The organism is Streptomyces sp. Act143 (assembly GCF_003143935.1).
GTDB lineage: Bacteria > Actinomycetota > Actinomycetes > Streptomycetales > Streptomycetaceae > Streptomyces.
Genome location: NZ_QFRX01000001.1, coordinates 3140958 through 3165926, shown reverse-complemented (window position 1 = coordinate 3165926; position 24969 = coordinate 3140958). Strand labels below are relative to the sequence as shown.

The 24969-nt window shown below is 70.9% G+C and carries 26 protein-coding genes; 16 read left to right on the top strand and 10 right to left on the bottom strand.

Annotation, left to right across the window (positions count from 1 at the left end; all coding sequences use genetic code 11):
* Positions 1-12: 12 nt before the first annotated feature.
* From DI272_RS14010 to DI272_RS13990, 5 genes are all read right to left on the bottom strand, one after another.
* Positions 13-432 (bottom strand): VOC family protein, encoded by a 420-nt coding sequence (locus tag DI272_RS14010; protein WP_109500831.1) that lies wholly within the window; start codon positions 430-432, stop codon positions 13-15.
* Positions 433-531: 99 nt separating this feature from the next.
* Positions 532-1923, bottom strand: coding sequence for a hypothetical protein (locus tag DI272_RS14005; protein WP_109495702.1), 1392 nt, complete (start codon positions 1921-1923; stop codon positions 532-534).
* Entirely contained in the window at positions 1905-2648 is a 744-nt protein-coding gene (locus tag DI272_RS14000; RefSeq protein ID WP_109495701.1) for an ABC transporter ATP-binding protein, read from the bottom strand. Before DI272_RS14000 ends, DI272_RS14005 begins: the two co-directional genes overlap by 19 nt.
* A gap of 182 nt (positions 2649-2830) precedes the next feature.
* Entirely contained in the window at positions 2831-4195 is a 1365-nt protein-coding gene (locus DI272_RS13995) for an aspartate aminotransferase family protein (RefSeq protein ID WP_109495700.1), read from the bottom strand.
* A 20-nt stretch (positions 4196-4215) separates the two neighbouring features.
* Positions 4216-4731 carry an Lrp/AsnC family transcriptional regulator gene (locus DI272_RS13990; protein WP_109495699.1) on the bottom strand — a complete coding sequence of 172 codons (516 nt, stop codon included), beginning with the start codon at positions 4729-4731 and terminating at the stop codon, positions 4216-4218.
* A 186-nt stretch (positions 4732-4917) separates the two neighbouring features.
* On the opposite strand from DI272_RS13990, the gene DI272_RS13985 reads away from it, so the two are divergent.
* Positions 4918-6357 carry a gamma-aminobutyraldehyde dehydrogenase gene (locus DI272_RS13985; RefSeq protein WP_109495698.1) on the top strand — a complete coding sequence of 480 codons (1440 nt, stop codon included), beginning with the start codon at positions 4918-4920 and terminating at the stop codon, positions 6355-6357.
* A 133-nt stretch (positions 6358-6490) separates the two neighbouring features.
* On the opposite strand, the gene DI272_RS13980 is transcribed toward DI272_RS13985, so the two are convergent.
* Entirely contained in the window at positions 6491-7057 is a 567-nt protein-coding gene (locus tag DI272_RS13980; RefSeq protein WP_109495697.1) for a hypothetical protein, read from the bottom strand.
* A gap of 119 nt (positions 7058-7176) precedes the next feature.
* Here DI272_RS13980 and DI272_RS13975 point away from each other — a divergent pair, with 119 nt between their 5' ends.
* The 8 genes from DI272_RS13975 (at position 7177) to DI272_RS13940 (ending at position 13182) form a co-directional block, all read left to right on the top strand.
* Entirely contained in the window at positions 7177-7830 is a 654-nt protein-coding gene (locus DI272_RS13975; RefSeq protein ID WP_109495696.1) for a response regulator transcription factor, read from the top strand.
* Between the two features lie 105 nt (positions 7831-7935).
* Complete coding sequence (locus DI272_RS13970) at positions 7936-9129, top strand: HAMP domain-containing sensor histidine kinase (RefSeq protein ID WP_258314551.1); 1194 nt, start codon at positions 7936-7938, stop codon at positions 9127-9129.
* Between the two features lie 92 nt (positions 9130-9221).
* Positions 9222-10412, top strand: coding sequence for a spermidine/putrescine ABC transporter substrate-binding protein (locus DI272_RS13965; RefSeq protein WP_109500829.1), 1191 nt, complete (start codon positions 9222-9224; stop codon positions 10410-10412).
* Between the two features lie 202 nt (positions 10413-10614).
* Positions 10615-10989, top strand: a complete 375-nt coding sequence (locus DI272_RS13960; protein WP_109495695.1) for a Tat pathway signal sequence domain protein — start codon at positions 10615-10617, stop codon at positions 10987-10989.
* Positions 10986-11591: a class F sortase gene (locus DI272_RS13955; RefSeq protein ID WP_109495694.1), complete on the top strand. Its 606-nt coding sequence runs from the start codon at positions 10986-10988 to the stop codon at positions 11589-11591. Before DI272_RS13960 ends, DI272_RS13955 begins: the two co-directional genes overlap by 4 nt.
* A 92-nt stretch (positions 11592-11683) precedes the next feature.
* Positions 11684-12175 (top strand): RNA polymerase sigma factor, encoded by a 492-nt coding sequence (locus DI272_RS13950; RefSeq protein WP_109495693.1) that lies wholly within the window; start codon positions 11684-11686, stop codon positions 12173-12175.
* A complete protein-coding gene (locus DI272_RS13945; RefSeq protein ID WP_109495692.1) occupies positions 12159-12581 on the top strand; it encodes a hypothetical protein in 423 nt (140 codons plus the stop codon). Before DI272_RS13950 ends, DI272_RS13945 begins: the two co-directional genes overlap by 17 nt.
* Positions 12582-12663: 82 nt before the next feature.
* Positions 12664-13182: a hypothetical protein gene (locus DI272_RS13940; RefSeq protein WP_109495691.1), complete on the top strand. Its 519-nt coding sequence runs from the start codon at positions 12664-12666 to the stop codon at positions 13180-13182.
* Here DI272_RS13940 and DI272_RS13935 read toward each other — a convergent pair.
* A complete protein-coding gene (locus DI272_RS13935) occupies positions 13175-14317 on the bottom strand; it encodes a serine hydrolase (protein WP_109495690.1) in 1143 nt (380 codons plus the stop codon). The genes DI272_RS13940 and DI272_RS13935 overlap by 8 nt on opposite strands.
* Positions 14318-14652: 335 nt before the next feature.
* On the opposite strand from DI272_RS13935, the gene DI272_RS13930 reads away from it, so the two are divergent.
* A complete protein-coding gene (locus DI272_RS13930; protein ID WP_375138039.1) occupies positions 14653-15387 on the top strand; it encodes an RNA polymerase sigma factor in 735 nt (244 codons plus the stop codon).
* Here DI272_RS13930 and DI272_RS13925 read toward each other — a convergent pair.
* Positions 15335-16024 (bottom strand): glycerophosphodiester phosphodiesterase, encoded by a 690-nt coding sequence (locus tag DI272_RS13925; RefSeq protein ID WP_109495689.1) that lies wholly within the window; start codon positions 16022-16024, stop codon positions 15335-15337. The two genes, DI272_RS13930 and DI272_RS13925, sit on opposite strands and share 53 nt — an antisense overlap.
* 18 nt (positions 16025-16042) lie before the next feature.
* Positions 16043-17104: an adenosine deaminase gene (locus DI272_RS13920; protein ID WP_109495688.1), complete on the bottom strand. Its 1062-nt coding sequence runs from the start codon at positions 17102-17104 to the stop codon at positions 16043-16045.
* Between the two features lie 152 nt (positions 17105-17256).
* Here DI272_RS13920 and DI272_RS45275 point away from each other — a divergent pair, with 152 nt between their 5' ends.
* A complete protein-coding gene (locus DI272_RS45275) occupies positions 17257-18348 on the top strand; it encodes a DUF4190 domain-containing protein (RefSeq protein ID WP_258314550.1) in 1092 nt (363 codons plus the stop codon).
* A 7-nt stretch (positions 18349-18355) separates the two neighbouring features.
* On the opposite strand, the gene DI272_RS13910 is transcribed toward DI272_RS45275, so the two are convergent.
* Positions 18356-18934, bottom strand: coding sequence for an NADAR family protein (locus DI272_RS13910; RefSeq protein ID WP_109495687.1), 579 nt, complete (start codon positions 18932-18934; stop codon positions 18356-18358).
* A 212-nt stretch (positions 18935-19146) separates the two neighbouring features.
* On the opposite strand from DI272_RS13910, the gene DI272_RS13905 reads away from it, so the two are divergent.
* The 5 genes from DI272_RS13905 (at position 19147) to DI272_RS13885 (ending at position 24946) form a co-directional block, all read left to right on the top strand.
* Positions 19147-20712, top strand: a complete 1566-nt coding sequence (locus DI272_RS13905) for a gamma-aminobutyraldehyde dehydrogenase (protein ID WP_109495686.1) — start codon at positions 19147-19149, stop codon at positions 20710-20712.
* A gap of 78 nt (positions 20713-20790) precedes the next feature.
* Complete coding sequence (locus tag DI272_RS13900; RefSeq protein WP_109500827.1) at positions 20791-22038, top strand: spermidine/putrescine ABC transporter substrate-binding protein; 1248 nt, start codon at positions 20791-20793, stop codon at positions 22036-22038.
* A complete protein-coding gene (locus tag DI272_RS13895; protein WP_109495685.1) occupies positions 22035-23216 on the top strand; it encodes an ABC transporter ATP-binding protein in 1182 nt (393 codons plus the stop codon). Before DI272_RS13900 ends, DI272_RS13895 begins: the two co-directional genes overlap by 4 nt.
* Positions 23216-24145: an ABC transporter permease gene (locus DI272_RS13890; protein WP_109495684.1), complete on the top strand. Its 930-nt coding sequence runs from the start codon at positions 23216-23218 to the stop codon at positions 24143-24145. Before DI272_RS13895 ends, DI272_RS13890 begins: the two co-directional genes overlap by 1 nt.
* A complete protein-coding gene (locus tag DI272_RS13885) occupies positions 24146-24946 on the top strand; it encodes an ABC transporter permease (RefSeq protein WP_109495683.1) in 801 nt (266 codons plus the stop codon).
* Positions 24947-24969: the final 23 nt, after the last annotated feature.

Here is a 24969-nt window from a genome sequence, read left to right as displayed (position 1 = left end):
TCCGGGAACGGTTCAGCCCTGTACCGCCGTCGGGTCCATCCACACGACCTCCCAGGTGTGGCCGTCGAGGTCGTCGAAGGCGCGGCCGTACATGAAACCCATGTCCTGCACCTTCGCCGAGGCGGTGCCGCCCGCGGCGACGGCCTTCTCGACCAGGTCGTCCACCTTCTCGCGGCTCTCGGCGCTCAGGCAGACCAGCACCTCGCTGGTCTTCGTCGCGTCCGCGATCTCCTTGTCGGTGAACGTGGCGTAGAAGGGCTTGGTGAGCAGCATCGCGACGATGGTGTCGCTGATCACGACGGAGGCCGCGTTGTCGTCGCTGAACTGGGGGTTGATCGAGTAGCCGAGCTCCGTGAAGAACTTCTTCGACGCGTCCAGGTCGTTCACGGGCAGGTTGACGAAGATCATCTGCTGGTAGGGCGTCGCGGTCATCGTGGTCTCTCCCATCGGGGTGTGTGCTGTTCGGTGGGTAGACCGGGGGCGGATCAAGAACTCATCGGCGCCCGGAGATCTTTTTTCGGCGGCCTGTGATCAGCGGGTCAGGGGGAGTGCCGCCAGTTCCGCCACGATCAGGGTGAGCGGGCCGAACAGGGCCAGGACGGCGCCTGCCCGGAGAGCCGCCGCGCTGCGGAGCATCGTGGCGGGAGCGCCGAGGCGGAGGAGCGCCGCGGTGGTGTCGGCGCGGGCGTGTTTCGCCTCCACGGCCGCGGTGGCGAGCGTGGCCAGGGTGCAGCCGGTGACCAGGAACAGGCCGAGGGTGGTGAGGGGGCCGACGTCCGGGGCGGTCGCCGTGCTGTGGAGCGTGCGCATGGCGTACGTGCCGGAGACGACCGCGCAGACCACGCCCAGGGGGCGGCCGATGCGGGTGGCTTCCGCCATCAGGACGCGGCCTGCCAGGAGGCGGAGGGCGCCGGGGCGGGCGGACTGGAGGAGGCGGCCGCAGAGGTGGGTGAGGCCGGGGCCGGCGATGGCGAGGCCTGCGGCGGTGAGGAGCCAGCCGATGAGCGTGGCGGGGGCTCCCCCGGTGAGGCCGCCTGGGAGGGGGGTGGTGTCTTGCTTGCCCGCGTACGCCTCTACGGCGAGGCCGGCCGCCAGTACCGCGATGCCCCAGGGGAGGCCTCTGGGGGTCTCTCGGGGGATCGGTGGGAGGGTGCCGAGAGGGCTGGGGTCGGTGGGGGCTGCCGTCGAGGGCGTTTCGCTTGCCCGCGCCGGCGGGGTGCCTCCGCCGGAGGGGGGACCCGCAGCGCCCACCCGTGCCGCCCCAGCGGCACGACTGCCCGCGGACTGGGTGGATCGGCTGTTCGCAGGTGAGCGAGCCCTGAAGCGGCCGTACGACCCGAACGTCTCCCTGGCAGCCGTCGCGCCTCGTGCCCCGAACCTGCCGTACGACCTCCCCGCCCCCTTCGGCCTGTCGTCCCGTGGGCGCATCGTCAGGGCCACCGTCAGGGACGCGGTCACCGGGACCAGGGCCAGCAGGGTCAGGGCGGCCGGCAACGGGAGGGGTTTGTCGGGGGCCAGGAAGTCCGCTCCGGCGCCGTCGAACGGCATGCCCGTGAGGTCGCCGCGGAGGTGGAGGAAGAACAGGAGCGCCAGCATCGAGCCGAGGAGGCAGGAAAGGGCCGTGGTCGCCGCCGAGACGGCCATCAGGCGGGCCGGGCCCAGGCCGATGGCCGCCAGGCCGGGGCGGGGGCGGGTGCCCGGGTCCGTGCGGGCGACCGCGAGGGCGAAGTGGACCGTGGCGGCCAGCGGGGTCAGACACCAGGCCAGGCGGAGGAGGGAGCCGCGCGGGTCGTCCTGGTGGGCCATCGCGTAGCCGAGGGTGCAGAGGAGGAGGAAGCCCGTGCCGGCCGTGGCCGCCGCCACCAGGAGGCGGCGCAGGTGGACGGCCGGGTGGGCGCCGCGGGTCAGACGGAGAGCGAGCACGCGGCCCCCTGGCCTGCCGGTTCCGCGACCGGCGGAAGGTGGACGGTGTGCACGCGGCGGCCGTCCAGGAGGGACACCGTACGGTCCGCCAGCGCGGCCGTGTCGGGGTCGTGGGTGGCCAGCACCACCGTGATGCCGTGGGAGCGGGCCGCCGTGGTGAGGGTGCGCAGCACATGGCCGCGGTCGGCGCGGTGCAGCGGGGCCGTCGGTTCGTCCGCGAAGAGCACGGTCGGGGCGGGGGCCAACGCCCGTGCGATGCAGGCGCGCTGGCGCTCCGGCTGGGTCAGTTCGTGGGGTCGGCTGCGGGCTCTGTCACCGATGTCGAGGCGCTCCAGCCACTCCAGGGCGGCGACCTTGGCGCGGCGGCGGCTGGTGCCGCGCAGCATCAGGGGGAGGGCGGCGTTCTCCCAGACGTTGAGCTCGGGGACGAGGACCGGTGCCGGGTCGATCCAGCCGAAGCGGTCGCGGCGCAGGCGCTCCCGGGTCATCGGGCCCATGGTGTGCACCGGGACGCTGTTGAACCAGACCTCGCCGCGCTGGGCGGGGATCAGCCCGGACAGGCAGTGCAGAAGGGTCGTCTTGCCGCTGCCGCGCGGGCCGCTCACGGCGAGGATCTCGCCCTCGCGGACGCCGAGCGAGACGCCGCCCAGCGCGGGCGAGCCGTCGGGGTGGGTGAAGTGCAGGGCTCGTGCCCAGAGCACGTCGTTGTCGGGCGGGGCCTCCATGCGCGTACACCTTCTTCTGATCCGTTTTCCCTGCGGTGATCCCCCGTGCGGGGGAACGAAGACAGGGCCGATCGGTTACAGGGCACGCTAGGGACTGGGGGCAGCGCCGCTGGACAGCGCGCGGCCCGGGTGCACCCTTCTCACTCGGACGGGTGCACCCGGGCCGCGGAACCGCCGGGGGGTTACAGCTTGGTCCACGCCTCCGTGAGCGTGGCGCGCAGGATCTGCTCGATCTCGTCGAAGGTCTCCTGGTTGGAGATCAGCGGCGGGGCGAGCTGGACGACCGGGTCACCACGGTCGTCGGCACGGCAGTACAGGCCGTTGTCGAAGAGGGCCTTGGAGAGGAAGCCGTAGAGCACGCGCTCGGTCTCCTCGTCGTTGAAGGACTCCTTCGTCGCCTTGTCCTTCACCAGTTCGATGCCGTAGAAGAAGCCGTTGCCGCGGACGTCGCCGACGATCGGCAGGTCGTGCAGCTTCTCCAGGGTGGCGCGGAAGGCGCCCTCGTTGTCGAGGACGTGCTGGTTGAGGTTCTCGCGCTCGAACAGGTCGAGGTTGGCCAGGCCGACGGCCGCGGAGACCGGGTGGCCGCCGAAGGTGTAGCCGTGCAGGAAGGTGTTGTCGCCCTTGTAGAACGGCTCGGCCAGGCGGTCGGAGATGATGCAGGCGCCGATCGGGGAGTAGCCCGAGGTCATGCCCTTGGCGCAGGTGATCATGTCCGGGACGTAGTCGAACTTGTCGCAGGCGAACATCGTGCCCAGGCGGCCGAAGGCGCAGATGACCTCGTCCGAGACCAGCAGGACGTCGTACTTGTCGCAGATCTCGCGGACCCGCTGGAAGTAGCCGGGCGGGGGCGGGAAGCAGCCGCCCGCGTTCTGGACCGGCTCCAGGAAGACCGCGGCGACCGTGTCGGGGCCCTCGAAGAGGATCTGCTGCTCGATCTGGTCGGCGGCCCAGCGGCCGTAGGCCTCGGGGTCGTCGCCGTGGATCGGGGCGCGGTAGATGTTGGTGTTCGGCACCTTGTGCGCGCCGGGGACCAGCGGCTCGAAGGGGGCCTTCAGGCCGGGCAGGCCGGTGATGGACAGGGCGCCCTGCGGGGTGCCGTGGTAGGCGACCGCGCGGGAGATGACCTTGTACTTGGTGGGCTTGCCGACCAGCTTGAAGTACTGCTTGGCCAGCTTCCAGGCGGTCTCGACCGCCTCGCCGCCGCCGGTGGTGAAGAAGACCTTGTTGAGGTCGCCGGGCGCGTGGTGCGCGAGGCGCTCGGCCAGCTCGACGGCCTTGGGGTGGGCGTAGGACCACACCGGGAAGAACGCGAGCTCCTGCGCCTGCTTGAAGGCGGTCTCGGCGAGTTCGGTGCGGCCGTGGCCGGCCTGGACCACGAACAGGCCCGCGAGACCGTCGAGGTAGCGCTTGCCCTTGTCGTCGTAGATGTGGGTGCCCTCGCCCCGGACGATGGTCGGGACGGGCGACTTCTCGTACGAGGACATGCGGGTGAAGTGCATCCACAGGTGGTCGTACGCGGTCTGGCTGAGGTCCTTGGTGCTCACGGTTATCGGGTCCTCACGGGTTATCGGGTTCCCCACATGTAGGTCTGCTTCTTGAGCTTCAGGTAAACGAAGCTCTCGGTGGAGCGCACGCCGGGGATGGCGCGGATGCGTCGGTTGATGACCTCCAGCAGGTGGTCGTCGTCCTCGCAGACGATCTCCACCATCAGGTCGAAGGAGCCCGCGGTCATCACCACGTACTCGCACTCGGCCATGGAGGTCAGCGCGTCGGCCACGGACTCGACGTCGCCCTCGACATGGATGCCGACCATCGCCTGCCGGCGGAAACCCACGGTGAGCGGGTCCGTGACGGCGACGATCTGCATCACGCCCTGGTCGAGCAGCTTCTGGACGCGCTGGCGCACGGCCGCCTCGGAGAGGCCCACGGCCTTGCCGATCGCGGCGTACGGCCGGCGGCCGTCCTCCTGGAGCTGTTCGATGATGGCGAGGGAGACGGCATCCAGGTGCGGGGTGCCGTTCCTGGACTCTCGGGAGTCCCTGGGGTCTGCGCTTCGACTGGCCACGAGCTCACTGTGCACGACGTCTCGACACTTCCGCAAGGCCGTACCGATGAAATTCGTTGTTTACGCGTCTGAGACCTGCGGATTTCGCAGCGACGGCGGGAGCGGGGGTGTTGAAAACGTGGTCGGGTGACTAGGGTGGGTGTCTCAGTCAATGGACAGTTCGAGCAGTACATCAACTCGACAGGACACAGGAGGCCGGCAGTGAGCACCGAGCTGCGTCGTCTGCGCAACTACATCGACGGTGAGTTCCGGGACGCCGCCGACGGACGGACCACGGACGTGGTCAACCCCGCGACCGGCGAGGCGTACGCGACCGCGCCGCTGTCCGGGCAGGCGGACGTGGACGCCGCGATGGAGGCCGCCGCGCGTGCCTTCCCCGCCTGGCGCGACACGACGCCCGCCGAGCGCCAGAAGGCCCTCCTGAAGATCGCGGACGCGTTCGAGGAGCGCGCCGAGGACCTCATCGCCGCCGAGGTGGAGAACACCGGCAAGCCGATCGGGCTCACGCGGTCCGAGGAGATCCCGCCGATGGTGGACCAGATCCGGTTCTTCGCCGGTGCCGCCCGGATGCTCGAAGGCCGCTCGGCCGGTGAGTACATGGAGGGGATGACCTCCATCGTCCGCCGCGAGCCGGTGGGTGTGTGCGCCCAGGTCGCGCCGTGGAACTACCCGATGATGATGGCCGTGTGGAAGTTCGCCCCGGCGATCGCCGCGGGCAACACGGTCGTGCTGAAGCCGTCCGACACCACCCCGGCCTCGACCGTCCTCATCGCCGAGATCATCGGGTCGATCCTGCCCAAGGGCGTCTTCAACGTCGTCACGGGCGACCGTGACACCGGGCGCCTCATGGTCGAGCACCCGACCCCGGCCATGGCCTCCATCACCGGGTCCGTGCGCGCCGGCATGTCCGTCGCCGAGTCCGCGTCCAAGGACCTCAAGCGGGTTCACCTGGAACTGGGCGGCAAGGCGCCGGTCGTCGTCTTCGAGGACACCGACATCGCCAAGGCCGTCGAGGACATCTCGGTGGCGGGCTTCTTCAACGCGGGCCAGGACTGCACGGCGGCCACGCGCGTGCTGGTGCAGTCCTCCGTCCACGACGAGTTCGTGGCGGCGCTGGCGAAGGCCGCCGCCGACACCAAGACCGGTCAGCCGGACGACGAGGACGTGCTGTTCGGCCCCCTCAACAACCCCAACCAGCTCAAGCAGGTCTCCGGCTTCATCGAGCGGCTGCCCGCGCACGCCAAGGTCGAGGCCGGTGGCCACCAGGTCGGCGAGAAGGGCTACTTCTACGCGCCGACCGTGGTGTCCGGGCTGAAGCAGGACGACGAGATCATCCAGAACGAGGTCTTCGGGCCGGTCATCACCGTCCAGTCCTTCTCGGACGAGGACCAGGCCGTTGAGTGGGCCAACGGCGTGGAGTACGCGCTGGCCTCGTCGGTGTGGACCAAGGACCACGGCCGTGCGATGCGCATGTCCAAGAAGCTGGACTTCGGGTGCGTGTGGATCAACACGCACATCCCGCTGGTGGCGGAGATGCCCCACGGCGGCTTCAAGAAGTCGGGCTACGGCAAGGACCTCTCGGGGTACGGCTTCGAGGACTACACGCGGATCAAGCACGTGATGACGTCCCTGGACGCGTAGTCCTTACGACGTGACGCCGGAGGCGCAGCCCTTACGACGTGACGCCGGACGCGTAGTCCTTACGACGTGACAGGCGGCCCCGGACGGTCGGAAGTACCGTCCGGGGCCGCCGTGTTCCCCCTCCGCGTCGGGCTCAGGCGCTTTCGGTCCGCCGGTGCAGTGACGGCTCTCCGTCATCCGGGTCTCCCGGCTGTCCCGGCTCCGGCAGCGGCGGCAGGTTCGCCGGGTCCGGGAAGGTGATGCCGGCCTCCGCCAGGATCGGGGCGCAGGCCTGCAGCGCCTTCTCGTAGCTCTTCGACGTCGGGTCGAACGCGTCCGGGGAGTCCACCTTCACGTCGAGGCGTACCCGGCCCTCCTCGTCCCTGCCGGCGTGGAAGTCGGGGAACGACGTCTGGCCCTGCTCGCGCATGCAGGCCGCGAAGTCGTCGTTGGCCGCGTTGACGTCGTCGGGGGCGTTGTCTGTGGGGTGGTAGGCGACCGCGAAGGCCGCCTGCTTCGGGTGCTTCGCACGGCCGGGGCTGGTTCCCTTCGCGCCGCCGTCCTGCACGACCGTCGAGACGGAGCGGACGGCCGGGGCCACGTCCGTGGACCTCGTACCGGCCGACTGCGCGGCCGACGCGCTGACCGTGCCGAGTGCGACGGCCGTCAGGACGGCGATGCCGAGAGCGAGCCGCTGCGGCTTGGTCGCCAGAGCACGCATGCTTCCTCCTGGGGTGCGGTGGTGGTGCTGACGGGCTCCACACAAGCGCCGGGGCGGTAACGGCACGGGAACGGCCGCACTTATCCGCGTGTAACCGCCCGCCCGCCACACTGGGCGCCATGCGTGTGCTGGTGGTCGAGGACCACGAAGAGCTCGCCGCGACGGTGGCCGCCGGGCTGCGCCGCGAGGGGATGGCGGTCGACCTCGCCCTCGACGGTCCGACCGCCCTGGAGCGGGCCGAGGTGAACGGCTACGACGTCGTCGTACTCGACCGCGACCTGCCCGGTCTGCACGGCGACCAGGTGTGCCGGCGGCTGGCCACGGGCGGCAGCCGGGCGCGGGTGCTGATGCTGACGGCGTCCGGGACGGTGGCGGACCGGGTCGCGGGGCTCGGCCTCGGGGCCGACGACTATCTGTCCAAGCCGTTCGCCTTCGCCGAACTCGTCGCCCGGATACGGGCGTTGGCGCGAAGGGCGCAGCCCGCGCTGCCGCCGGTGCTGGTGCGCGGGGAACTACGGCTGGACCCGGCGCGGCGCACCGCGAGCCGGGCGGGGTGCCAATTGCCGCTCAGCCCGAAGGAGTTCGCGGTACTGGAGCTGCTCATGGCCGCGCAGGGCGGGGTGCTGTCGGCGGAGGAACTGCTCGAACGGGCCTGGGACGAGGCGGCCGACCCCTTCAGCCAGACCGTGAAGGTCACGATGAGCCGACTGCGGCGCAAGCTGGGGGAGCCACCGTTGATCGAGACGGTCGAGCGGGCGGGGTACCGGCTGTGAGGCGGGGGCGGGGGCGCGGTCGCAGGAGTGGGGCGCCGACGGTGATGCGGGCCCGGCAGCCGTTTGGTACGGGCGGGGGGCGGCGGTGAGGCGGGGGTGCGAGTCGTGCAGTACGGGCGGGGGGCGGCGGTGAGGCCGGTGCGGGGGGCGCGCAGTATTCGTTGGCGGCTGACTCTGCTCTACAGTGCCCTGTTCGTGGTGGCCGGGGCGCTGTTGTTGGGGTTCACCTATTTCCTCGCCGCGAGTTCGAAGGGCGGCAAGGCGGTCACCTCCGTCGAGGGGCAGGGGCCGATGCCGGCCGGGGTGCCCGGCACCCTTGATCCGCCGAGCGTCAACGCCGTGGTGGAGGCGGTCCGTTCGGACCAGCTGCACGAACTGCTCGTCAAGGGCTGTGTCGCCCTCGCGGTGATGGCGCTGGCCTCGGTCGCCCTCGGCTGGCTGATGGCCGGGCGGGTGCTCGCGCCGCTGCGCATCATGACCTCCGCCGCTCGCCGCATCTCCGCCGACAACCTGCACGAACGGCTCGCGGTGGCCGGGCCGGAGGACGAGCTGAAGGCGATGGCGGACACCTTCGACGCCGTGCTCGCCCGGCTGGAGGGGGCGTTCGACGCCCAGAAGAGCTTCGTCGCCAACGCCTCGCACGAGCTGCGCACCCCGCTCACGCTCCAGCAGGCGATCGTCGACGTGACGCTCGCCGACCCCGACGCCTCCACGGACGCCCTGCGGGCCGCCCTGGGCCGGGTACGGGCGGCCGGACAGGAACAGGAACGGCTGATCGACGCGCTGCTGATGCTCGCGCGCAGCCAACGGGGCGTGGAGCGGAGGGAGTTCGTGGACCTGGCCGAGGTCGTACGGGAACGGCTGCCCGACGCGGGCGTGAAAGTCGAGGCGCGGCTCGACCCCGCTCCCGTGCTCGGCGACCGGCAACTCGTCGAGCGGCTGGTCGTCAACCTCACCGACAACGCCGTACGGCACAACCTCCCGGACGGGGAGGGGAGTTGGGTGAGCGTATGGACGGGCGTGGACGCGGCGGGGCGGCCCGGGCTGCGGATCGAGAACAGCGGGCCGGTCATCGCGGCGGACCAGGCCGCGGGGCTGTTCCAGCCGTTCCGGAGGCTGGGGCCCGAGCGGGTGCGGAAACGGGACGGGGACGGGCTCGGCATGTCCATCGTCGCGGCCGTCGTCGCCGCGCACGGCGGTCGCGTGCTGGCCCGGACGAGACCGCAGGGCGGGCTGGTGGTGGAGGTCGGGCTGCCCGCGTACGTACCCTCCGGCCTGGAATTTCCCGTGCCCGCGTGATCGACAGGGTGTCCGCTGCGCCTGCCACGGCTCGACGCAGCGTCGATTGTCCGCCCCCGGCCGCGAACGGCATGCTGCCCTCCATGCCCCTCATGCCCCGCACGCCGAAGACTCCCCCGCTCGCCCGTCGGACCCTGCTGCGCGCGCTCGGCGGAGGTGCGGCGCTGGGCGCGCTCGCCGGGTGCGGTGTGCCCGCCGCCTACGTGGCGCCCGGAGAGCGGGCCGCGGCTGATCTGTCCGCCGACGACAAGCGGCTGACCTGGGCGAACTGGCCGCTGTACATCGACACGGACGACGACGACACGACGAAGCGGCCGACCCTGGAGGCCTTCGGGAAGAAGACCGGGATCGCCGTCGACTACGTCGAGGAGATCAACGACAACGACGAGTTCTTCGGCAAGATCAGCCCGGCCCTGATGAACCACCAGTCCACCGACCGCGACTTGATCGTCATCAGCGACTGGATGTGCGCGCGGTTCGTCCGGCTCGGCTGGGTGCAGGAGATGGACCGGGCGAACCAGCCGAACGTCACCGAGTACCTGGACCCGCTGCTGCGTTCCCCGGCCTTCGACCCCGGCCGCGCGTACACCGTGCCGTGGCAGTCGGGGATCACCGGCATCGCGTACGACCGCAGGAGGCTGGGCCGCGAGATACGCCACGTGTCCGACCTCTGGGCGAGCGACCTCAAGGGGCGGGTGACCCTGCTCTCCGGGCTCGACGAGGCGTTCGCGCTGCTGATGCAGGGCAACGGCGTCGACATCACCCAGTGGACTGAGGACGACTTCGACGAGGTCTGCGACCAGGTCGAGCGGCACGTCCACGACGGCCGGATCCGCCGCTTCACCGGCAACGACTACACCAAGGACCTGGTCAGCGGTGACGTCCTGGCCTGCCAGGCGTACTCCGGTGACGTCATCCAGCTCCAGGCCGACAACCCCGACATCCGCTTCGTCGTCCCGGAGGAGGGCGCGGAGCTGTGGGCGGAGTCGCTGATGATCCCCAACCTGGCGGCTCACAAGGCGAACGCCGAGAAGCTGATCGACCACTACTACGACCCCGAGGTCGCCGCGGAGCTGGCCGCCTGGGTCAACTACGTCTGCCCGGTCCCCGCCGCGCAGGACGTCCTGGCCTCCTCCGACGACAAGGAGACCGCGGAACTGGCCGAGAACCCGCTCGTCTTCCCCGACTCGGCGATGCGCCGACGGCTCGCGATCGCACGGGACATCACGTCGAAGGAGCGCGTGGAGTTCGCCAAGCGGTGGAACGCCATCGTGGGGCTTTAACGCGGGGCAACCGGCATCGACCGGCTACGGATGCGCAACTGACCGGCTACGGACCGGCGTCGGTACCGCCCATCCGGCTTTGCCATCTCTTTGCAACCCGCCCCACGGCTGTCTCGTCTCTCCGCTCGATTCATTCGAACCATCGCACAGCCCGCCGACCCGACCAGTCGGCGGCGCCGATGAAGAGGAAAGCGAGCGATTCATGCGCCGAACCGGCATCAGTGCCCTGGCACTTGCCTGCGCTGCCGTAGTGGCGGGTGCGGTACCCGCCTTCGCCGACGGGGGTACCGCGACGCCGAGCCCCGTTCCGACCGACGCCCGGCCCTCCACCGAGCCGACCCCCGTCCCGAGCGAGGCCCGGCCCTCCGCCGAGCCGAGTGCCGCCCCGAGCGACGACCGGACCCTGGCCCCCTCGGACCAGGTCTCCGTCGTGCCCCGCGGGGCGGCCGACACCGGTGTCGCCGAGTCCTCGTCGGGCTCCGGAGGCACGCTGATCGGCGGGGGCGCCGCCGCGGCCGTCGCCGTGGGCGGCGGGGCCTTCGTCCTCGTACGGCGGCGGAGGGCGAACGGGGCATGAGCCCGCTCTCCAGGCGTGCCTTCGGTACGGCGGTGCTGGCCTCGCTCCTCGTGGGGTGCGGCGGCGGTGAGGCGGCCACGACCAAGGCCCGCCCCGCAGTGCCGACTTCGCCGTCCACGACCGCCAAGTCGGCTGCCCCGCTCGCGCGTTCGGTCCCGGCCCGGCTCCGGATACCGGCCATCGGCGTCGACACCCCGGTCATCCGGCTCGGGCTGGCCGCGGACGGCAGCGTGCGGGTGCCGCCGGTCGAGGCGCACGATCGGGCGGGCTGGTACGAGCACTCGCCGACACCGGGACAGACCGGCCCGTCGGTGATCCTCGGCCATGTCACGGTCGGCCCCCACGGGGACGGGGTGTTCCGGCGCATGGCGGAACTGCGCCGGGGCGACCGCATCCTGGCGCGCCTGGAGAACGGCTCCACGGCGGAGTTCACCGTCACCTCCCTACGGACCGTCGACAAGGCGGAGTTCCCGACGAAGGACGTCTACGGGGACGTGGACCGGCCGGAGTTGCGGCTCATCACCTGCGGCGGGCCGCGAACCGGTGCGGGCTACCGCGACAACGTCATCGTGTTCGCGGCCCTGAGCTCCACGAGCCCCTGACGGCCCTCCGCCGTCCGGAACCCGGGCCGACGGAACGTCCGCCGTCGGCCCGGGCTCTTCCCCACCGAAGTCACCACGTCCCCTGGAGAACGTTGAAACGGTCCCGCGAGAAGGCCGCGTCCGAGCTGTTCGCCGCCCTCTATCCGCGCCTCGCCGGCTGGTGCCGTCGGCTGGTCGACGACGACGAGACGGCCCATGAGATCGCCTCGGAGGCGTTCACCCGGCTCTGGGCCCGCTGGACGTCCGTCGCGGAGCCGCAGGGGTTCCTCTACGTCACCGCGGCCAACCTCGTCCGGGACCACTGGCGCAAGCTGGAGCGGGAACGGCGGGCCGTGCGCCGGGCGACCACGGAGGCGGCGATGACCCCGCAGCCCGAACAGGCCGACCCCTCGGTGCGGTTGCTCGTCCAGTCGCTGCCGGAACGACTGCGTGTCCCGATCCTGCTGCACTACTACGCTGACATGCCGATCCGGGAGGTGGCCGTGCTGACCGGACGCCGGGAGGGCACCGTCAAGGCCGATCTCCACGCGGCCCGCGAACTGCTCCGCGCCCACCTGAGGAGAAGCGTTGATCACACACTCTGACGAGGGCCCGGACGTCGACCCCGACGACCCGCTCCTCGTGGTCCTGCGCCCCCCGGCCGCCTATCTGGGCCCGCCGCCCGGCCGCTTCGAGGCGGTCCGCCGCGGCGCCGCCCGCCGCAAGCTGCTGCGCGCCGCGGCGGGCGCCGCCGTGGCCTGCGGTATCGCCGCGCTCGTCGTACTGCCGCTGTCCCGTGGGACCTCCGACGGTCCCGCGCGCCCCACGGTCCCGCTGGCCCCGCCGTCCGCGAGCAGCCCCGTGCCGACGCCCGAGCGGGGGACGCCCGGGCCGAACCCCGGTCCCAGCCGCAGGCCGAGCTCCACTCCCAGCCCGGTTCCCACGGCGGGCCCCAGCGACAGCACGGTGGTACCCGTACCCGGCGACGACCGCACCGCGTACCGCCGCTGAGGTCCTGTGCAGGTGACGCCGCTGGGATCTCGGGCCACCGAACCTTTTTGAACATGTTCAACTTCAGGCGTACGCTCCTCCCATGAGCGATAGAGCCGCCCTGCTCAAGGGCATCCGTGCCTGGTTGGTCCTCTTCGTCATCTGCCTGGTGCTCAGCGGCGCCACGGCCTTCCCCCTCGTCCACGAACTGCGCTGGACCGAGGAGCTGCTCGGGCACCTGCCCGCCCCCGACGCCCTGACGGACTGGATCACCCGGGTCCGGCAGGGCCTCGACACCGCCGACGCCGACTACCCCTTCCTCCTCTACGGCACCGACTGGCTGGCCTTCGCGCACCTCGTCATCGCGGTCGCCTTCTACGGCCCTTACCGCGACCCCGTCCGCAACATCTGGGTCGTCGAGTTCGGGATGATCGCCTGCGCCGGGATCATCCCGCTCGCGCTGGTCTGCGGGCCGATCCGTGGCATCCCGGTGTGGTGGAGCGTGATCGACATGGCGTTCGGGGTCCTCGGGGTCGTACCGCTGTACGTCGTACGGAAGAAGATCAAGCGGTTGGAGGCGATGCCCGCCGCGCCTTCCGTGCCCGCCGCGCTCGCTACTTGAGTGCGGCCGCGACGATCCGGTCGATGACCGGGTTCGACGTCTCGTCCTTGGCGTCGGTGTCGCAGACCGAGTAGACGATCGTGCGGCTCAGGTCGCGCGTCGCGGCGAGGGCGGCGCTGTAGCCGTACCGCGCCCCCGTCTTGTACCAGTACACCCGGTCGCCCACCGGCATGCGTTGCAGCCCCGCGCTGTAGATCGCGCCGTCGATGTCCGCCGGGACCGTGAACATCTCCTCCAGTTGCGGTCCCGGCACGATCCGCCCCCGGAACAGCGCGTGCAGCAGCCGCTCCAGGTCGGCGGTCGTCGAGATCATGTCGCCGGCCGCCCAGCGGTCCGCCTGGTTCCAGTCGGTGACGTCGACGAGGGTCGTCGTCCCGTCCGCCGCCGTCATCCGCTGGTAGCCGCGGTTGTGCCGGCCGTGGATACGGGGGTCGGTGCCGGGGAAGTACGTGTCCCGCATCCCGGCCGGCCGCAGCACCCGCCGGGTGGCCTCGGAGGCGTACGAGCGCCCGGTCACCTTCTCGATCAGCAGGCCGAGGACCGTGTAGTTGATGTTGAGGTAGTGCTGCTGCCTGCCCGGGTCGAACTCCGGCCCCTTCGCGATCGCCGACGCCACCACCCGTGCCGGGGGCAGCGTGTCGAAGCGGTGGGCGTACGGGTCGTCGAAGCCGTCGCCCGGCTTGATGCCGCTCGTGTGGTTCAGCAGCTGACGTACGGAGACGGGGCCGAAGTCGGGAGTGAACAGGCCCGGGAGATGGCGCTGCACCGGGGTGTCGAGGTCCAGGCGCCGCTCGGCGGCCAGCTGCAGGACGGTGGCGGCGGTGACGACCTTCGTCGTCGAGCCGGCCCGGAAGCGGGCCCGCGGGTCGGCCGCCCGCCCGCTCTCCAGGTCGTGCACCCCGGAGCTGCCCCGCCACACGCCGTCGCTGCCGCCGATCCGCACGAGGGCGGCGGTCGCGTCCGCGTCGGGCAGCCCGGCGACGGCGGCGCGGAGGGCCGCGGCGTCCGGGGCGGAGGAGGAGCCGGGGGCGGAGGAGCCGCGGGCGGCGGCCGGGGTGGCCAGGGTGCCGGTCGCGGCGCTCAGGCCGAGGGCCAGCGAGGCGGTGAGGAAGGTCCTGCGGTGCAGGGCGGGCATGAGGCGACTCCAGGGGTGACGGGGTGATCGTGATGATCATGCGGCGTTGCCGCCCGGCCCGGATCGTCGGCGGGGAGGGTGCCCGACCCTGATGCGCCCCCCAGCAACTGTCGCTGCGGCGCCGGGAGTTGCTGAGGGTTTCCCCTAGGGGACGGGAAAAGGTGTTATCGCGGAGGCGCTCACTCCGTCTCCCCGCTGTGACCCCCCGGCTGGCCGGGCCGTGGGGTCCGCCTGAGTGGGGCGATCTCCGGCCCGGAAGGACGACGAAGGACGACGACGGACGACGACGGACGACGACGGACGACGAAGGACGACGAAGGACGACGAAGGACGACGTGGACACGCGGGAGTGGCGCGACACCATCGCGGCGGCGCAGGCCGGTGACCGGCGGGCGCTGGACGAGCTGGTCGCGGGCTGGCTGCCGCTCGTCCACAACATCGTCGGCCGCGCCCTGAACGGCCATGCCGACGTCGACGACGTGGTGCAGGAGACCATGCTGCGGGCCGTCGGCAACCTCGGCGCCCTGCGCGACCCGGACAGCTTCCGGTCCTGGCTCGTCGCGATCTCCGTGCGTCAGATACGGCACCGCGCCCGGCGCCGGACAGCCGCCGCCCCGCGGGACGATTCCGCCGCAGAGGGCTTCGCCGATTTCCCCGAACTCACCGTGCTGCGAATCCATTTGGAGGGCCGGCGGCGCGAGGTCGCGGAGGCGGTGCGCTGGCTCGACGACGAGGACCGGCACCTGCTGTCGCTGTGCTGGCTGGAGGTCGCGGGCGAGCTGACCCGGCGTGAGCCGGCCGCGGCGGCCGGATCAGCAGGCAGCACGCCACCGTGCGCGTCCAGCGGCTCAGGGAACGGGTGGAGACCGCCCTCGGCATCGTCCGCGCCCTCGACGGCGCCTGCCCCCGGCCTGCGCGACCTCACCACGCGCTGGGGCGGCCGCCCGGACTCCGTCCGGCGCAAACGGCTGGCCCGGCGCATCCGCGGCTGCGGCTACTGCGACGGTGGCCCGACGCTCACGCGTGCAGGTCGCGCAGGGCGCAGAGGGCGTCGATGCGGTTGGTGGTGATGGAGTCGACGCCCGCGGCCACGAGGCGGCGCATCGAGCGGACGGTGTCGGGGGTCCACACGGAGAGCAGACAGCCGTCGCGGTGGACGCGTTCGGCGAGCGCCTTGTCGACAAGGGGGAAGCGGTAGTTGAGCCAGCGCGGGCGGACCGCGTCCACCAGCGCGGGGCGCGGCGGGGCCAGGGAGGTCCAGGTCAGCGCGATCTCCGCGGCGGGGTCGGCGGCGCGGACGGCGAGCATGGCCGGGGCGCCCGCGCAGTAGTACACACGGTCCTCGGCACCGGCCTCCCGTACGACGTCCACCACCCGGCGGGCCGCCTTCACGTCCGGCGTGCCCGGCAGGTCGAGCATCAGCCGCGCGCCGTCGGCCGCCGCCAGCGCCTCGGCCAGGGTCGGCACCCTGCCGTCCGTGAGACCGCGCACCTCGTCCGACGACAGCGACAGCAGCGGCCGGTCGTGCTCCCACAGCCGCTTCAGCGTCGCGTCGTGCAGCAGCACGGGGACACCGTCCCTGGTGAGGCGTACGTCGACCTCGACGGCGTCCGCGCCCAGATCGAGCGCGGAACGCAAGGAGTCGAGCGTGTTCTCACGGACGCGGTAGGGGTCGCCGCGATGGGCGACTGCCGTCAGCTTCTGCATGCGCCCATTGTGCGGGGGTCAGGGGGCGAGCCATGCCTCGGTGTACGTGTCGATCTCGTCCTTGATCCTCGTCCTGCCCGGCTCGTCGAGGAAGGACGCGTCGACGGCGTTCTTCGCCAGGTCGGCGACGCCCCGCTCGTCGAGCTGGAGCAGGCGGGCGGCGACCGCGTACTCGTTGTTGAGGTCGGTGCCGAACATGGGCGGGTCGTCGGAGTTGATCGTGACGACGATCCCGGCCTCCACGAACTCCTTGAGCGGGTGCTCGTCGAGCGTGCGCACCGCGCGGGTGGCGATGTTGGAGGTCGGGCACACCTCCAGCGGAATCCGCTCCTCGGCGAGGTGCGCGAGCAGCTTCGGGTCCTGGAAGGAGTTGGTGCCGTGCCCGATGCGCTCGGCGCGGAGGTGGGTGAGGGCGTCCCACACGGTTTCGGGGCCGGTCGTCTCACCGGCGTGCGGGACGGAGTGCAGGCCGGCCGCGATGGCCCGGTCGAAGTACGGCTTGAACTGCGGTCGCGGTACGCCGATCTCGGGGCCGCCGAGCCCGAAGGAGACGAGGCCCTCGGGGCGGAGGCGGTCGTCGGTGGCGAGCCGGGCCGTCTCCTCGGCGGACTCCAGCCCCGCCTCACCGGGGATGTCGAAGCACCAGCGCAGCACGGTCCCGAACTCGGCCTCGGCCGCCTTGCGGGCGTCCTCGATCGCGTCCATGAACGCCTTCTCGTCGATGCCGCGGCGGGTCGAGGAGAACGGCGTGATGGTCAGCTCGGCGTAGCGCACCTGCTGCCGGGCCAGATCGCGGGCCACCTCGTACGTCAGCAGACGTACGTCCTCCGGGGTGCGGATCAGGTCGACGACGGACAGGTACACCTCGATGAAGTGGGCGAAGTCCGTGAAGGTGAAGTAGTCGGCGAGGGCTTCGAGGTCGCTGGGGACCTTGGAGTCGCTGTGCCGGGCGGCCAGTTCCGAGACGATCCGGGGGGAGGCGGAGCCCACGTGGTGGACGTGCAGTTCGGCCTTGGGCAGCGAGGCGATGAAGGCGTGCAGGTCGCGCGGGATGCTGGGGTCGACAAGGCGGTCGGTCAAGGTTCCTCCCCGGAACGGCGCCCTCGGCCGGGGTACGGCGGGGCGCGGGTGATCGGCTGATCGGTGACTCGGGGATCATCGTAGGCCGCCCCCGCGCCGGACCGGCCCTGGCCTTAGCATGACGGAGCATCCGAACCGAGGGGATCCCACGCATGTCCGACGAGGCGCAGACCCCGGACCCGACCCGGGACCGGTCGACTCCGCCGACGGCTCCCAAGGTGGGGCTGGACAAGCCGGACGCCGCGGACAGGGCGGGGGAGCGCAGCGGGGCGCACAGCGGGCGGGACCCGTGGGCGCCGCCCACCGGGGACGCGGGAGCGATGCCGACCGTGTTCGGGAAGGACGTACCGCTGTCGGGCGACGCCTCCGCGACGCCGGAAGGGCCTGCGGACCTGGAAGGGCCGGAAGATCTGGAGGGGCGGGGGGAGCTGGAAGGCCCGGGCGGCCTCGGTGGCTCCGGTGGCCCCTCCGGTCCGGGCGGCCCCGGTGGTCCCGGTGTTCCTGTCGGCCCGGGCGACCCCGGTCGTCCCGGTGGTCCCTCCGGCCCGGGCGGCACCGTCGTGTCCGGCGACCCGCTCTCCTGGCCGCCTCCGTCGGTCCACGACCAGCAGACGGTCACTTCGATGCCGGGGGCGGACAGCACGCCGTCGGCACCGGGGAGCGGCACCTCCACGCCCCAGCCCTGGGCCAACCCCTTCGCCCCGCCGACCGGTCCGGCAGGCGGCTCCGCGGCCCCCTCGAACGGCGCCGCCAACCCCTTCGCCCCGCCGTCGGCTGCGACCCCGCCGAACCCCTTCGCACCCCCCGTCGGCCCCACCCTCTACGCTCCGGACGCCGCCGTCCCGCCGCCCCCCATCGCGCCCGACGGTCCCGGACAGGTGCCCTACGGCTATCCGGGCGGCGGCTACGGATACCCGGGCCGGCCTCAGGGCTATCCGGGCCAGCCTCCGAGCTACCCCGGCCAGCCCCAGGGCTACTACGGCTGGCCCGGCATGCAGCCCCTGCCCGCCAACGGCATGGGCACCGCCGGGCTGGTCCTCGGCATCCTCTCGGCGATCGTCTTCTGCCTGTGGCCGCTGGCCATCGTCCTGGGCATCCTCGGCGTGATCTTCGGAGCGATCGGCCGGGGCAGGGCGAGCAAGGGCACGGCCACCAACCCTGGCCAGGCCCTGGCCGGGATCATCTGCGGAGCGGTGGGGATCGTGCTGGGCGTGGGAATGGCCGTCCTGCTGGTCGTGGCCTGACGCCGGCCTAGGGCCTGTCGTGCCCTGCCTCCGCGACCCGCAACCGCCCCCGCGCCTCCATCAACGCGAACCCCAGCAGGTTCGGCCCCCGCCACCGCTCCGGATCGGACGCCCCCTCGTCCGTCGCCGCGAGTCCGATGCCCCACACCCGGTCCACCGGACTGGCCTCCACCAGCACCCGCTCCCCGGTGTTCAACAGGAACTCCCGCAGCCGCGCGTCCGAGGCGAACTTGTGGACGCTGCCCTCGACGACGATCCCGAAGCGCTCCCGCTCCCAGGTCTCCTCGTCGAAGCCCCGCACCAGCCGTCCCGCCTTCTTCGCCAGGGACGGGTGGTCCGCCGCCAGCACCTGCCGCTCCGCCTCCGCGTCGCCGAAGAGCCGCGCCTTGCCCGCCATCATCCAGTGCTCAGCCGTCGCATACGTCACCCCGTCCACCACGAACGGTGACGGCCACCACTGGCTCAAGCAGCTCGCGCCGATCCGCCCGTCCGGCAGCGGGCGGTGTCCCCAGAAGTGCAGGTACTTGACCCTCGCCCCCGCCTCGACCGCTCTGACCAGCGCGTCCCGAGAATCGATCTTCGTCATGCATGCGAGTCTGGCAGGCGCCACTGACACTCCGTCCTTCCTTTTCCATGCTCGCTCGACACCTGGTCGACAGATTCCGTCGCGTAACCAAAAGGCAACAACGGAATCACTTGTTGGACGACAGTTGCTCTGTCAGGATCGGCACTCAAATCGAGCTGGAGCTACGCCCACCGCCTGTGAACACGGGCCGGCGGCGGAGGAGAGCGAGCGACATGCACAACCCGGGCAACGCCACCCCGGAACCCCCCGGCACCACGGACACCTCGGACCGGTTCCCGGCCCAGGAGCGCCTCGCGGCCGGCGCGCAGTTCATCGCGGGCCGCCTCACCCAGGGCACCTCGGGACGGACGCACGCGGTCGTCGACCCGGCGACCGGCGCGGAGGTCTACACCTACGAACTCGCCGGCCCGGCGGACGTGGACGCGGCCGTCGCCGCCGCCCGTGACGCCTTCCCCGGCTGGGCCGCTACCACCCCCGGCGAGCGCTCGGACGCCCTGCACCGGTTCGCCGCCGTGCTCGCCGAACGCGCGGAGGACTTCGCCCGCGCGGAGTCGCTCCAGTGCGGCAAGCCGCTGAAGCTGACGCGGGAGTTCGACGTCCCGGGCACGATCGACAACACCGCCTTCTTCGCCGGCGCCGCACGGCATCTCCAGGGGCAGTCCGCCGGTGAGTACTCCGGCGACCACACCTCGTACGTCCGCCGCGAACCCATCGGCGTCGTCGGCTCCATCGCGCCCTGGAACTACCCCCTCCAGATGGCCGCCTGGAAGATCCTCCCGGCCATCGCCGCGGGCAACACCATCGTGCTCAAGCCCGCCGAGCTCACCCCGCTCACCTCGCTGCTCTTCGCGCAGGCCGCCACCGACGCCGGCATCCCCGACGGTGTGATCAACATCGTCACCGGGACGGGCAAGGAGGCCGGTGAGCATCTCGTGGGCCACCCCGACGTCGCCATGACCTCGTTCACCGGGTCCACGGCGGTGGGGAAGCGGGTCGCTGAGATCGCGACCGCCACGGTCAAGCGCATCCATCTCGAACTCGGCGGCAAGGCGCCCTTCGTCGTCTTCGACGACGCGGACCTGGAGGCGGCCGTCCAGGGCGCCGTCGCGGGCGCGCTCATCAACACCGGCCAGGACTGCACGGCCGCCACGCGCGCGTACGTGCAGCGGCCCCTCTACGAGGCGTTCGTGGAGAAGACGGCGGCGCTGATGGAGACCGTCCGGCTGGGCGATCCCTTCGCCGTCGGCACCGACCTCGGACCGCTCATCTCGCACGTCCAGCGGGACCGGGTCGCCGCCTTCGTCGACCGTGCGCGTGCCTACGCGCGCGTGGTCACCGGTGGCGAGGCTCCTCAGGGGGATCTCAAGAACGGCGCGTACTATCGCCCCACCCTGGTGGCGGACGCCGCCCAGGACAGCGAGATCGTGCAGTCCGAGCTCTTCGGACCGGTCCTCGTGGTCCTCCCCTTCGACAGCGACGACGAGGGGATCGCGCTCGCCAACGACACCCCGTACGGGCTCGCGGCCTCCGCGTGGAGCCGGGACGTGTACCGGGCGAACCGGGCGACGCGGGAGATCAAGGCCGGGTGTGTGTGGGTCAACGACCACATCCCGATCATCAGCGAGATGCCCCACGGCGGGTACAAGGCGTCCGGCTTCGGCAAGGACATGTCCTCGTACTCGTTCGAGGAGTACACCCAGATCAAGCACGTCATGTTCGACAATACGGCGGTCGCCAGGAAGGACTGGCACCGCACGATCTTCGGGGACCGGACGTAGTCGATTTCCGGCTACCGCCGGGTGGAGAATCAGGCCGCCCGACCCGCGGCCGACCACTTCCGAAAGGGCACCACGCGCATGGAGCAGTACGAGCCCGACCGCCTGAGCCCGGCCCAAGTGGCCGCCATGCGGCGCAGCTTCCGCAATGGCCGGGCCGCCATGACCCGGCGGTCCCTGTTGCGCGCCTCCGCGGGCGGCGCGCTCGCGGTCGGCGGCCTCGGGGCGCTGACCGGCTGCGGCATCCCCGCGGCGGGCAACACCCAGGGCGGCGTCTCCGCGGAGGACCACTCGGCCAAGGAGAAGGTCGTCAACTTCTCCAACTGGACCGAGTACATCGACGTGGACGAGAGCGAGAAACACCACCCCACGCTCGACCAGTTCAGGAAACGGACCGGCATCTCGGTCAAGTACACCGAGGACATCAACGACAACGTCGAGTTCTTCGGCAAGATCAAGCCGCAGCTTGCGGCGGGCCAGGACACCGGGCGCGACATCATCGTCCTCACCGACTGGCTGGCCGCGCGGCTCATCCGCCTCGGCTGGGTCCAGAAGCTGGACGCCTCCAACCTGCCGCACGCCTACGCCAACCTCTCGGCCCAGTTCCGCAACCCCGACTGGGACCCGGGACGCGCCTACTCGTACGTCTGGCAGGGCATCTCGACCGTCATCGCCTACAACAAGAAGGCGCTGGACGGCGTGGAGGTGAAGTCGGTCTCCGACCTCCTCGACAACCCCAAGCTCAAGGGCAAGGTCGGCTTCCTGTCGGAGATGCGCGACAGCATCGGCATGACGCTGCTCGACATGGGCAAGGACCCGGGGAAGTTCACCGCCGACGACTACGACGCCGCGGTCGCCCGCATCCAGAAGGCCGTCGACAAGGGCCAGATCCGCCGCTTCACCGGCAACGACTACACCTCCGACCTGACCAGCGGCGACTTCGCGGCCTGCATCGCCTGGGCCGGTGACGTCGTGCAGCTGAAGGCGGACAGCAAGGACATCGACTTCCTGATCCCCGACAGCGGATACATGACGTCGACCGACAACTTCCTGATCCCGAACAAGGCCCGGCACAAGACCAACGCCGAGCGGCTCATCGACTTCTACTACGAGCCCCAGCCGGCCGCCGAGCTCGCCGCGTACATCAACTACGTGACGCCCGTGGACGGGGTGAAGGCCGAGCTGGAGAAGATCGACGCGGATGCGGCGAACAACCCGCTGATCATCCCGGACAAGGCCATGGCCGCGAAGTCCCATGCCTTCCGCTCACTGAGCTCGAAGGAAGAGACCGAGTTCGAAGAGAAGTTCGCGAAGCTGACTGGGGCGTGACCACCGTGACGAACAAGAACGAAACCGGCGGGGACGTCCGCCTCTCGGGCATCAGCAAGACGTACGACAACGGCTTCACCGCCGTGCAGCCGCTGGACCTGACCGTGCCGCAGGGCTCCTTCTTCGCCCTGCTCGGCGCCTCCGGCTGCGGCAAGACCACCACCCTGCGGATGATCGCGGGCCTTGAGGAGCCGACCACCGGCACCGTGTTCCTCGGTGACCAGGAGGTCACCCACCTGCCGCCGTACAAGCGGCCGGTGAACACGGTCTTCCAGTCCTACGCCCTCTTCCCGCACCTCGACATCTTCGAGAACGTCGCCTTCGGTCTGCGCCGACGTGGCATCAAGTCGGTGAAGAAGCAGGTCGAGGAGATGCTGGACCTCGTCCAGCTCGGTGAGCAGGCCCGCAAGAAGCCGCACCAGCTCTCCGGCGGCCAGCAGCAGCGCGTCGCCGTCGCCCGCGCGCTCATCAACCACCCCAAGGTGCTCCTCCTCGACGAGCCCCTCGGCGCCCTCGACCTCAAGCTGCGCCGCCAGATGCAGCTGGAGCTCAAGCGCATCCAGACCGAGGTCGGCATCACCTTCGTGCACGTCACGCACGACCAGGAGGAGGCCATGACCATGGCCGACACGGTCGCCGTGATGAACGCGGGCCGCGTCGAGCAGCTCGGCTCGCCCACCGACCTGTACGAGAACCCGCAGACCACGTTCGTCGCCAACTTCCTCGGCACCTCCAACCTCATCGAGGCCGAGGTCGACACGAAGAACGGCGACGACATCGTCCTCAAGGCCGGTGGCGGCAAGCTCGTGCTGCCCGAGTCGCGCTGTTCGGCGCCCGCCACGACCGGCGGCAAGGTGCTGGTCGGCGTCCGCCCGGAGAAGATCTCCCTCACCCACGCCGACGACGCGGGCGAGATCCCCGAGGGCCGCAACCGCATCACCGGCAAGATCGCCAACAGCAGTTTCATCGGCGTCTCCACCCAGTACGGCATCGACAGCGCGGTCTGCCCCGAGTTCGAGGTCTACGTCCAGAACATCGAGCGGGACTCCCGGCTGGTGCCCGGCGCCGACGTCGTCCTGCACTGGAGCCCGGCCCACACCTTCGGCCTCGACGCCGCTCAGTCCCTGCTTGCAGGGACAGAGGGCTTCGCCGGTGTCGAGGAAGGGGCGGCGGCCTGATGGCGACGCTCACCGAGGCGCCGCCGCCTCTCGCCCCGACGGCACCGGAGAAGAAGCCCCCGCGCCAGCGGGGCCGGCTCGTGCCGTACTGGCTGCTGCTGCCCGGCATGCTGTGGCTGATCGTCTTCTTCGCGCTGCCGATGGTCTACCAGGCCTCCACGTCCGTGCAGACCGGTTCCCTGGAGCAGGGCTACAAGGTCACCTGGCACTTCGCCACCTACTGGGACGCGCTGTCCGAGTACTGGCCGCAGTACCTGCGCTCGATCCTCTACGCCGGTTCGGCGACGATCCTCTGCCTGATCCTCGGCTACCCGCTCGCGTACCTCATCGCCTTCCGGGCGGGCCGCTGGCGGAACCTGATCATGATCCTGGTGATCGCGCCGTTCTTCACCAGCTTCCTGATCCGCACCCTCGCCTGGAAGACGATCCTCGCGGACGGCGGCCCGGTCGTCGGCGCCCTGAACTCGCTGCACGTCCTGGACGTCACCAGCTGGCTCGGCTGGACCACCGGCGACCGCGTGCTGGCCACCCCGCTGGCGGTGGTCTGCGGTCTGACGTACAACTTCCTGCCGTTCATGATCCTGCCGCTGTACACCTCGCTGGAGCGCATCGACACCCGCCTCCACGAGGCGGCCGGCGACCTCTACGCCAAGCCGGTCACCACGTTCCGCAAGGTGACCTTCCCGCTGTCGATGCCGGGCGTCGTCTCCGGCACGCTGCTGACGTTCATCCCGGCGGCCGGTGACTACGTCAACGCCGATCTGCTCGGCTCGACGGACACCCGCATGGTCGGAAACGTCATCCAGTCGCAGTTCCTGCGCATTCTGGACTACCCGACAGCGGCGGCGCTCTCCTTCATCCTCATGGCCGCCATTCTCGTGATGGTCACCGTCTACATCCGTAAGTCCGGGACGGAGGATCTGGTTTAAATGGCCTTCGTCAACTGGCTCAAGCGCAATTTCGTCGTCATCGCGGGACTGCTGACGCTCGGGTATCTCCTGCTGCCGAACGTCGTCGTCACGGTGTTCTCCTTCAACAAACCGAAGGGGCGCTTCAACTACGAATGGCAGCAGTTCTCCACGGACGCCTGGAAAGATCCGTGCGGCGTCGCCGACATGTGCGGTTCGCTGTCGATCAGCCTCCAGATCGCGGCGTTCGCGACGATCGGCGCCACCATCCTCGGCACGATGATCGCCTTCGCGCTGGTCCGCTACCGGTTCCGCGCCCGCGGCGCAGTGAACTCGCTGATCTTCCTGCCGATGGCGATGCCCGAGGTCGTCATGGCCGCCTCGCTGCTCACCCTGTTCCTCAACATGGGCGCCCAGCTGGGCTTCTGGACGATCCTCATCGCCCACATCATGTTCTGCCTCAGCTTCGTCGTGACGGCGGTGAAGGCACGTGTGATGTCGATGGACCCGCGGCTGGAACAGGCGGCCCAGGACCTCTACGCGGGCCCGTTCCAGACGTTCGTCCGCGTCACCCTGCCGATCGCCGCTCCCGGCATCGCGGCGGGCGCGCTGCTCGCCTTCGCGCTCTCCTTCGACGATTTCATCATCACCAATTTCAACGCGGGCTCGACCGTCACCTTCCCCATGTTCGTCTGGGGCTCGGCGCAGCGCGGCACGCCCGTTCAGATCAACGTGATCGGTACGGCCATGTTCCTGGTCGCCGTCCTGCTCGTCCTGACCTCTATGGTCGTCACCCATCGCCGTAACAAGCAAAAGGCATAAGCCTTTCCGGAACACCCCCTGTA

Excerpts from the sequence above, each read along its gene's own strand:
- DI272_RS13885 (WP_109495683.1), top strand. The coding sequence starts at position 24,146 with ATGGCCTTCGTCAACTGGCTCAAGCGCAATTTCGTCGTCATCGCGGGA.
- DI272_RS13980 (WP_109495697.1), bottom strand. The coding sequence starts at position 7,057 with ATGCGTGCTCTGGCGACCAAGCCGCAGCGGCTCGCTCTCGGCATCGCC.
- DI272_RS45275 (WP_258314550.1), top strand. The coding sequence starts at position 17,257 with ATGTCCGACGAGGCGCAGACCCCGGACCCGACCCGGGACCGGTCGACT.
- DI272_RS13890 (WP_109495684.1), top strand. The coding sequence starts at position 23,216 with ATGGCGACGCTCACCGAGGCGCCGCCGCCTCTCGCCCCGACGGCACCG.
- DI272_RS13975 (WP_109495696.1), top strand. The coding sequence starts at position 7,177 with ATGCGTGTGCTGGTGGTCGAGGACCACGAAGAGCTCGCCGCGACGGTG.
- DI272_RS13900 (WP_109500827.1), top strand. The coding sequence starts at position 20,791 with ATGGAGCAGTACGAGCCCGACCGCCTGAGCCCGGCCCAAGTGGCCGCC.
- DI272_RS14010 (WP_109500831.1), bottom strand. The coding sequence starts at position 432 with ATGACCGCGACGCCCTACCAGCAGATGATCTTCGTCAACCTGCCCGTG.
- DI272_RS13925 (WP_109495689.1), bottom strand. The coding sequence starts at position 16,024 with ATGCAGAAGCTGACGGCAGTCGCCCATCGCGGCGACCCCTACCGCGTC.
- DI272_RS13965 (WP_109500829.1), top strand. The coding sequence starts at position 9,222 with ATGCCCCGCACGCCGAAGACTCCCCCGCTCGCCCGTCGGACCCTGCTG.
- DI272_RS13910 (WP_109495687.1), bottom strand. The coding sequence starts at position 18,934 with ATGACGAAGATCGATTCTCGGGACGCGCTGGTCAGAGCGGTCGAGGCG.
- DI272_RS14000 (WP_109495701.1), bottom strand. The coding sequence starts at position 2,648 with ATGGAGGCCCCGCCCGACAACGACGTGCTCTGGGCACGAGCCCTGCAC.
- DI272_RS13940 (WP_109495691.1), top strand. The coding sequence starts at position 12,664 with ATGAGCGATAGAGCCGCCCTGCTCAAGGGCATCCGTGCCTGGTTGGTC.
- DI272_RS13960 (WP_109495695.1), top strand. The coding sequence starts at position 10,615 with ATGCGCCGAACCGGCATCAGTGCCCTGGCACTTGCCTGCGCTGCCGTA.
- DI272_RS13955 (WP_109495694.1), top strand. The coding sequence starts at position 10,986 with ATGAGCCCGCTCTCCAGGCGTGCCTTCGGTACGGCGGTGCTGGCCTCG.
- DI272_RS13935 (WP_109495690.1), bottom strand. The coding sequence starts at position 14,317 with ATGCCCGCCCTGCACCGCAGGACCTTCCTCACCGCCTCGCTGGCCCTC.
- DI272_RS13905 (WP_109495686.1), top strand. The coding sequence starts at position 19,147 with ATGCACAACCCGGGCAACGCCACCCCGGAACCCCCCGGCACCACGGAC.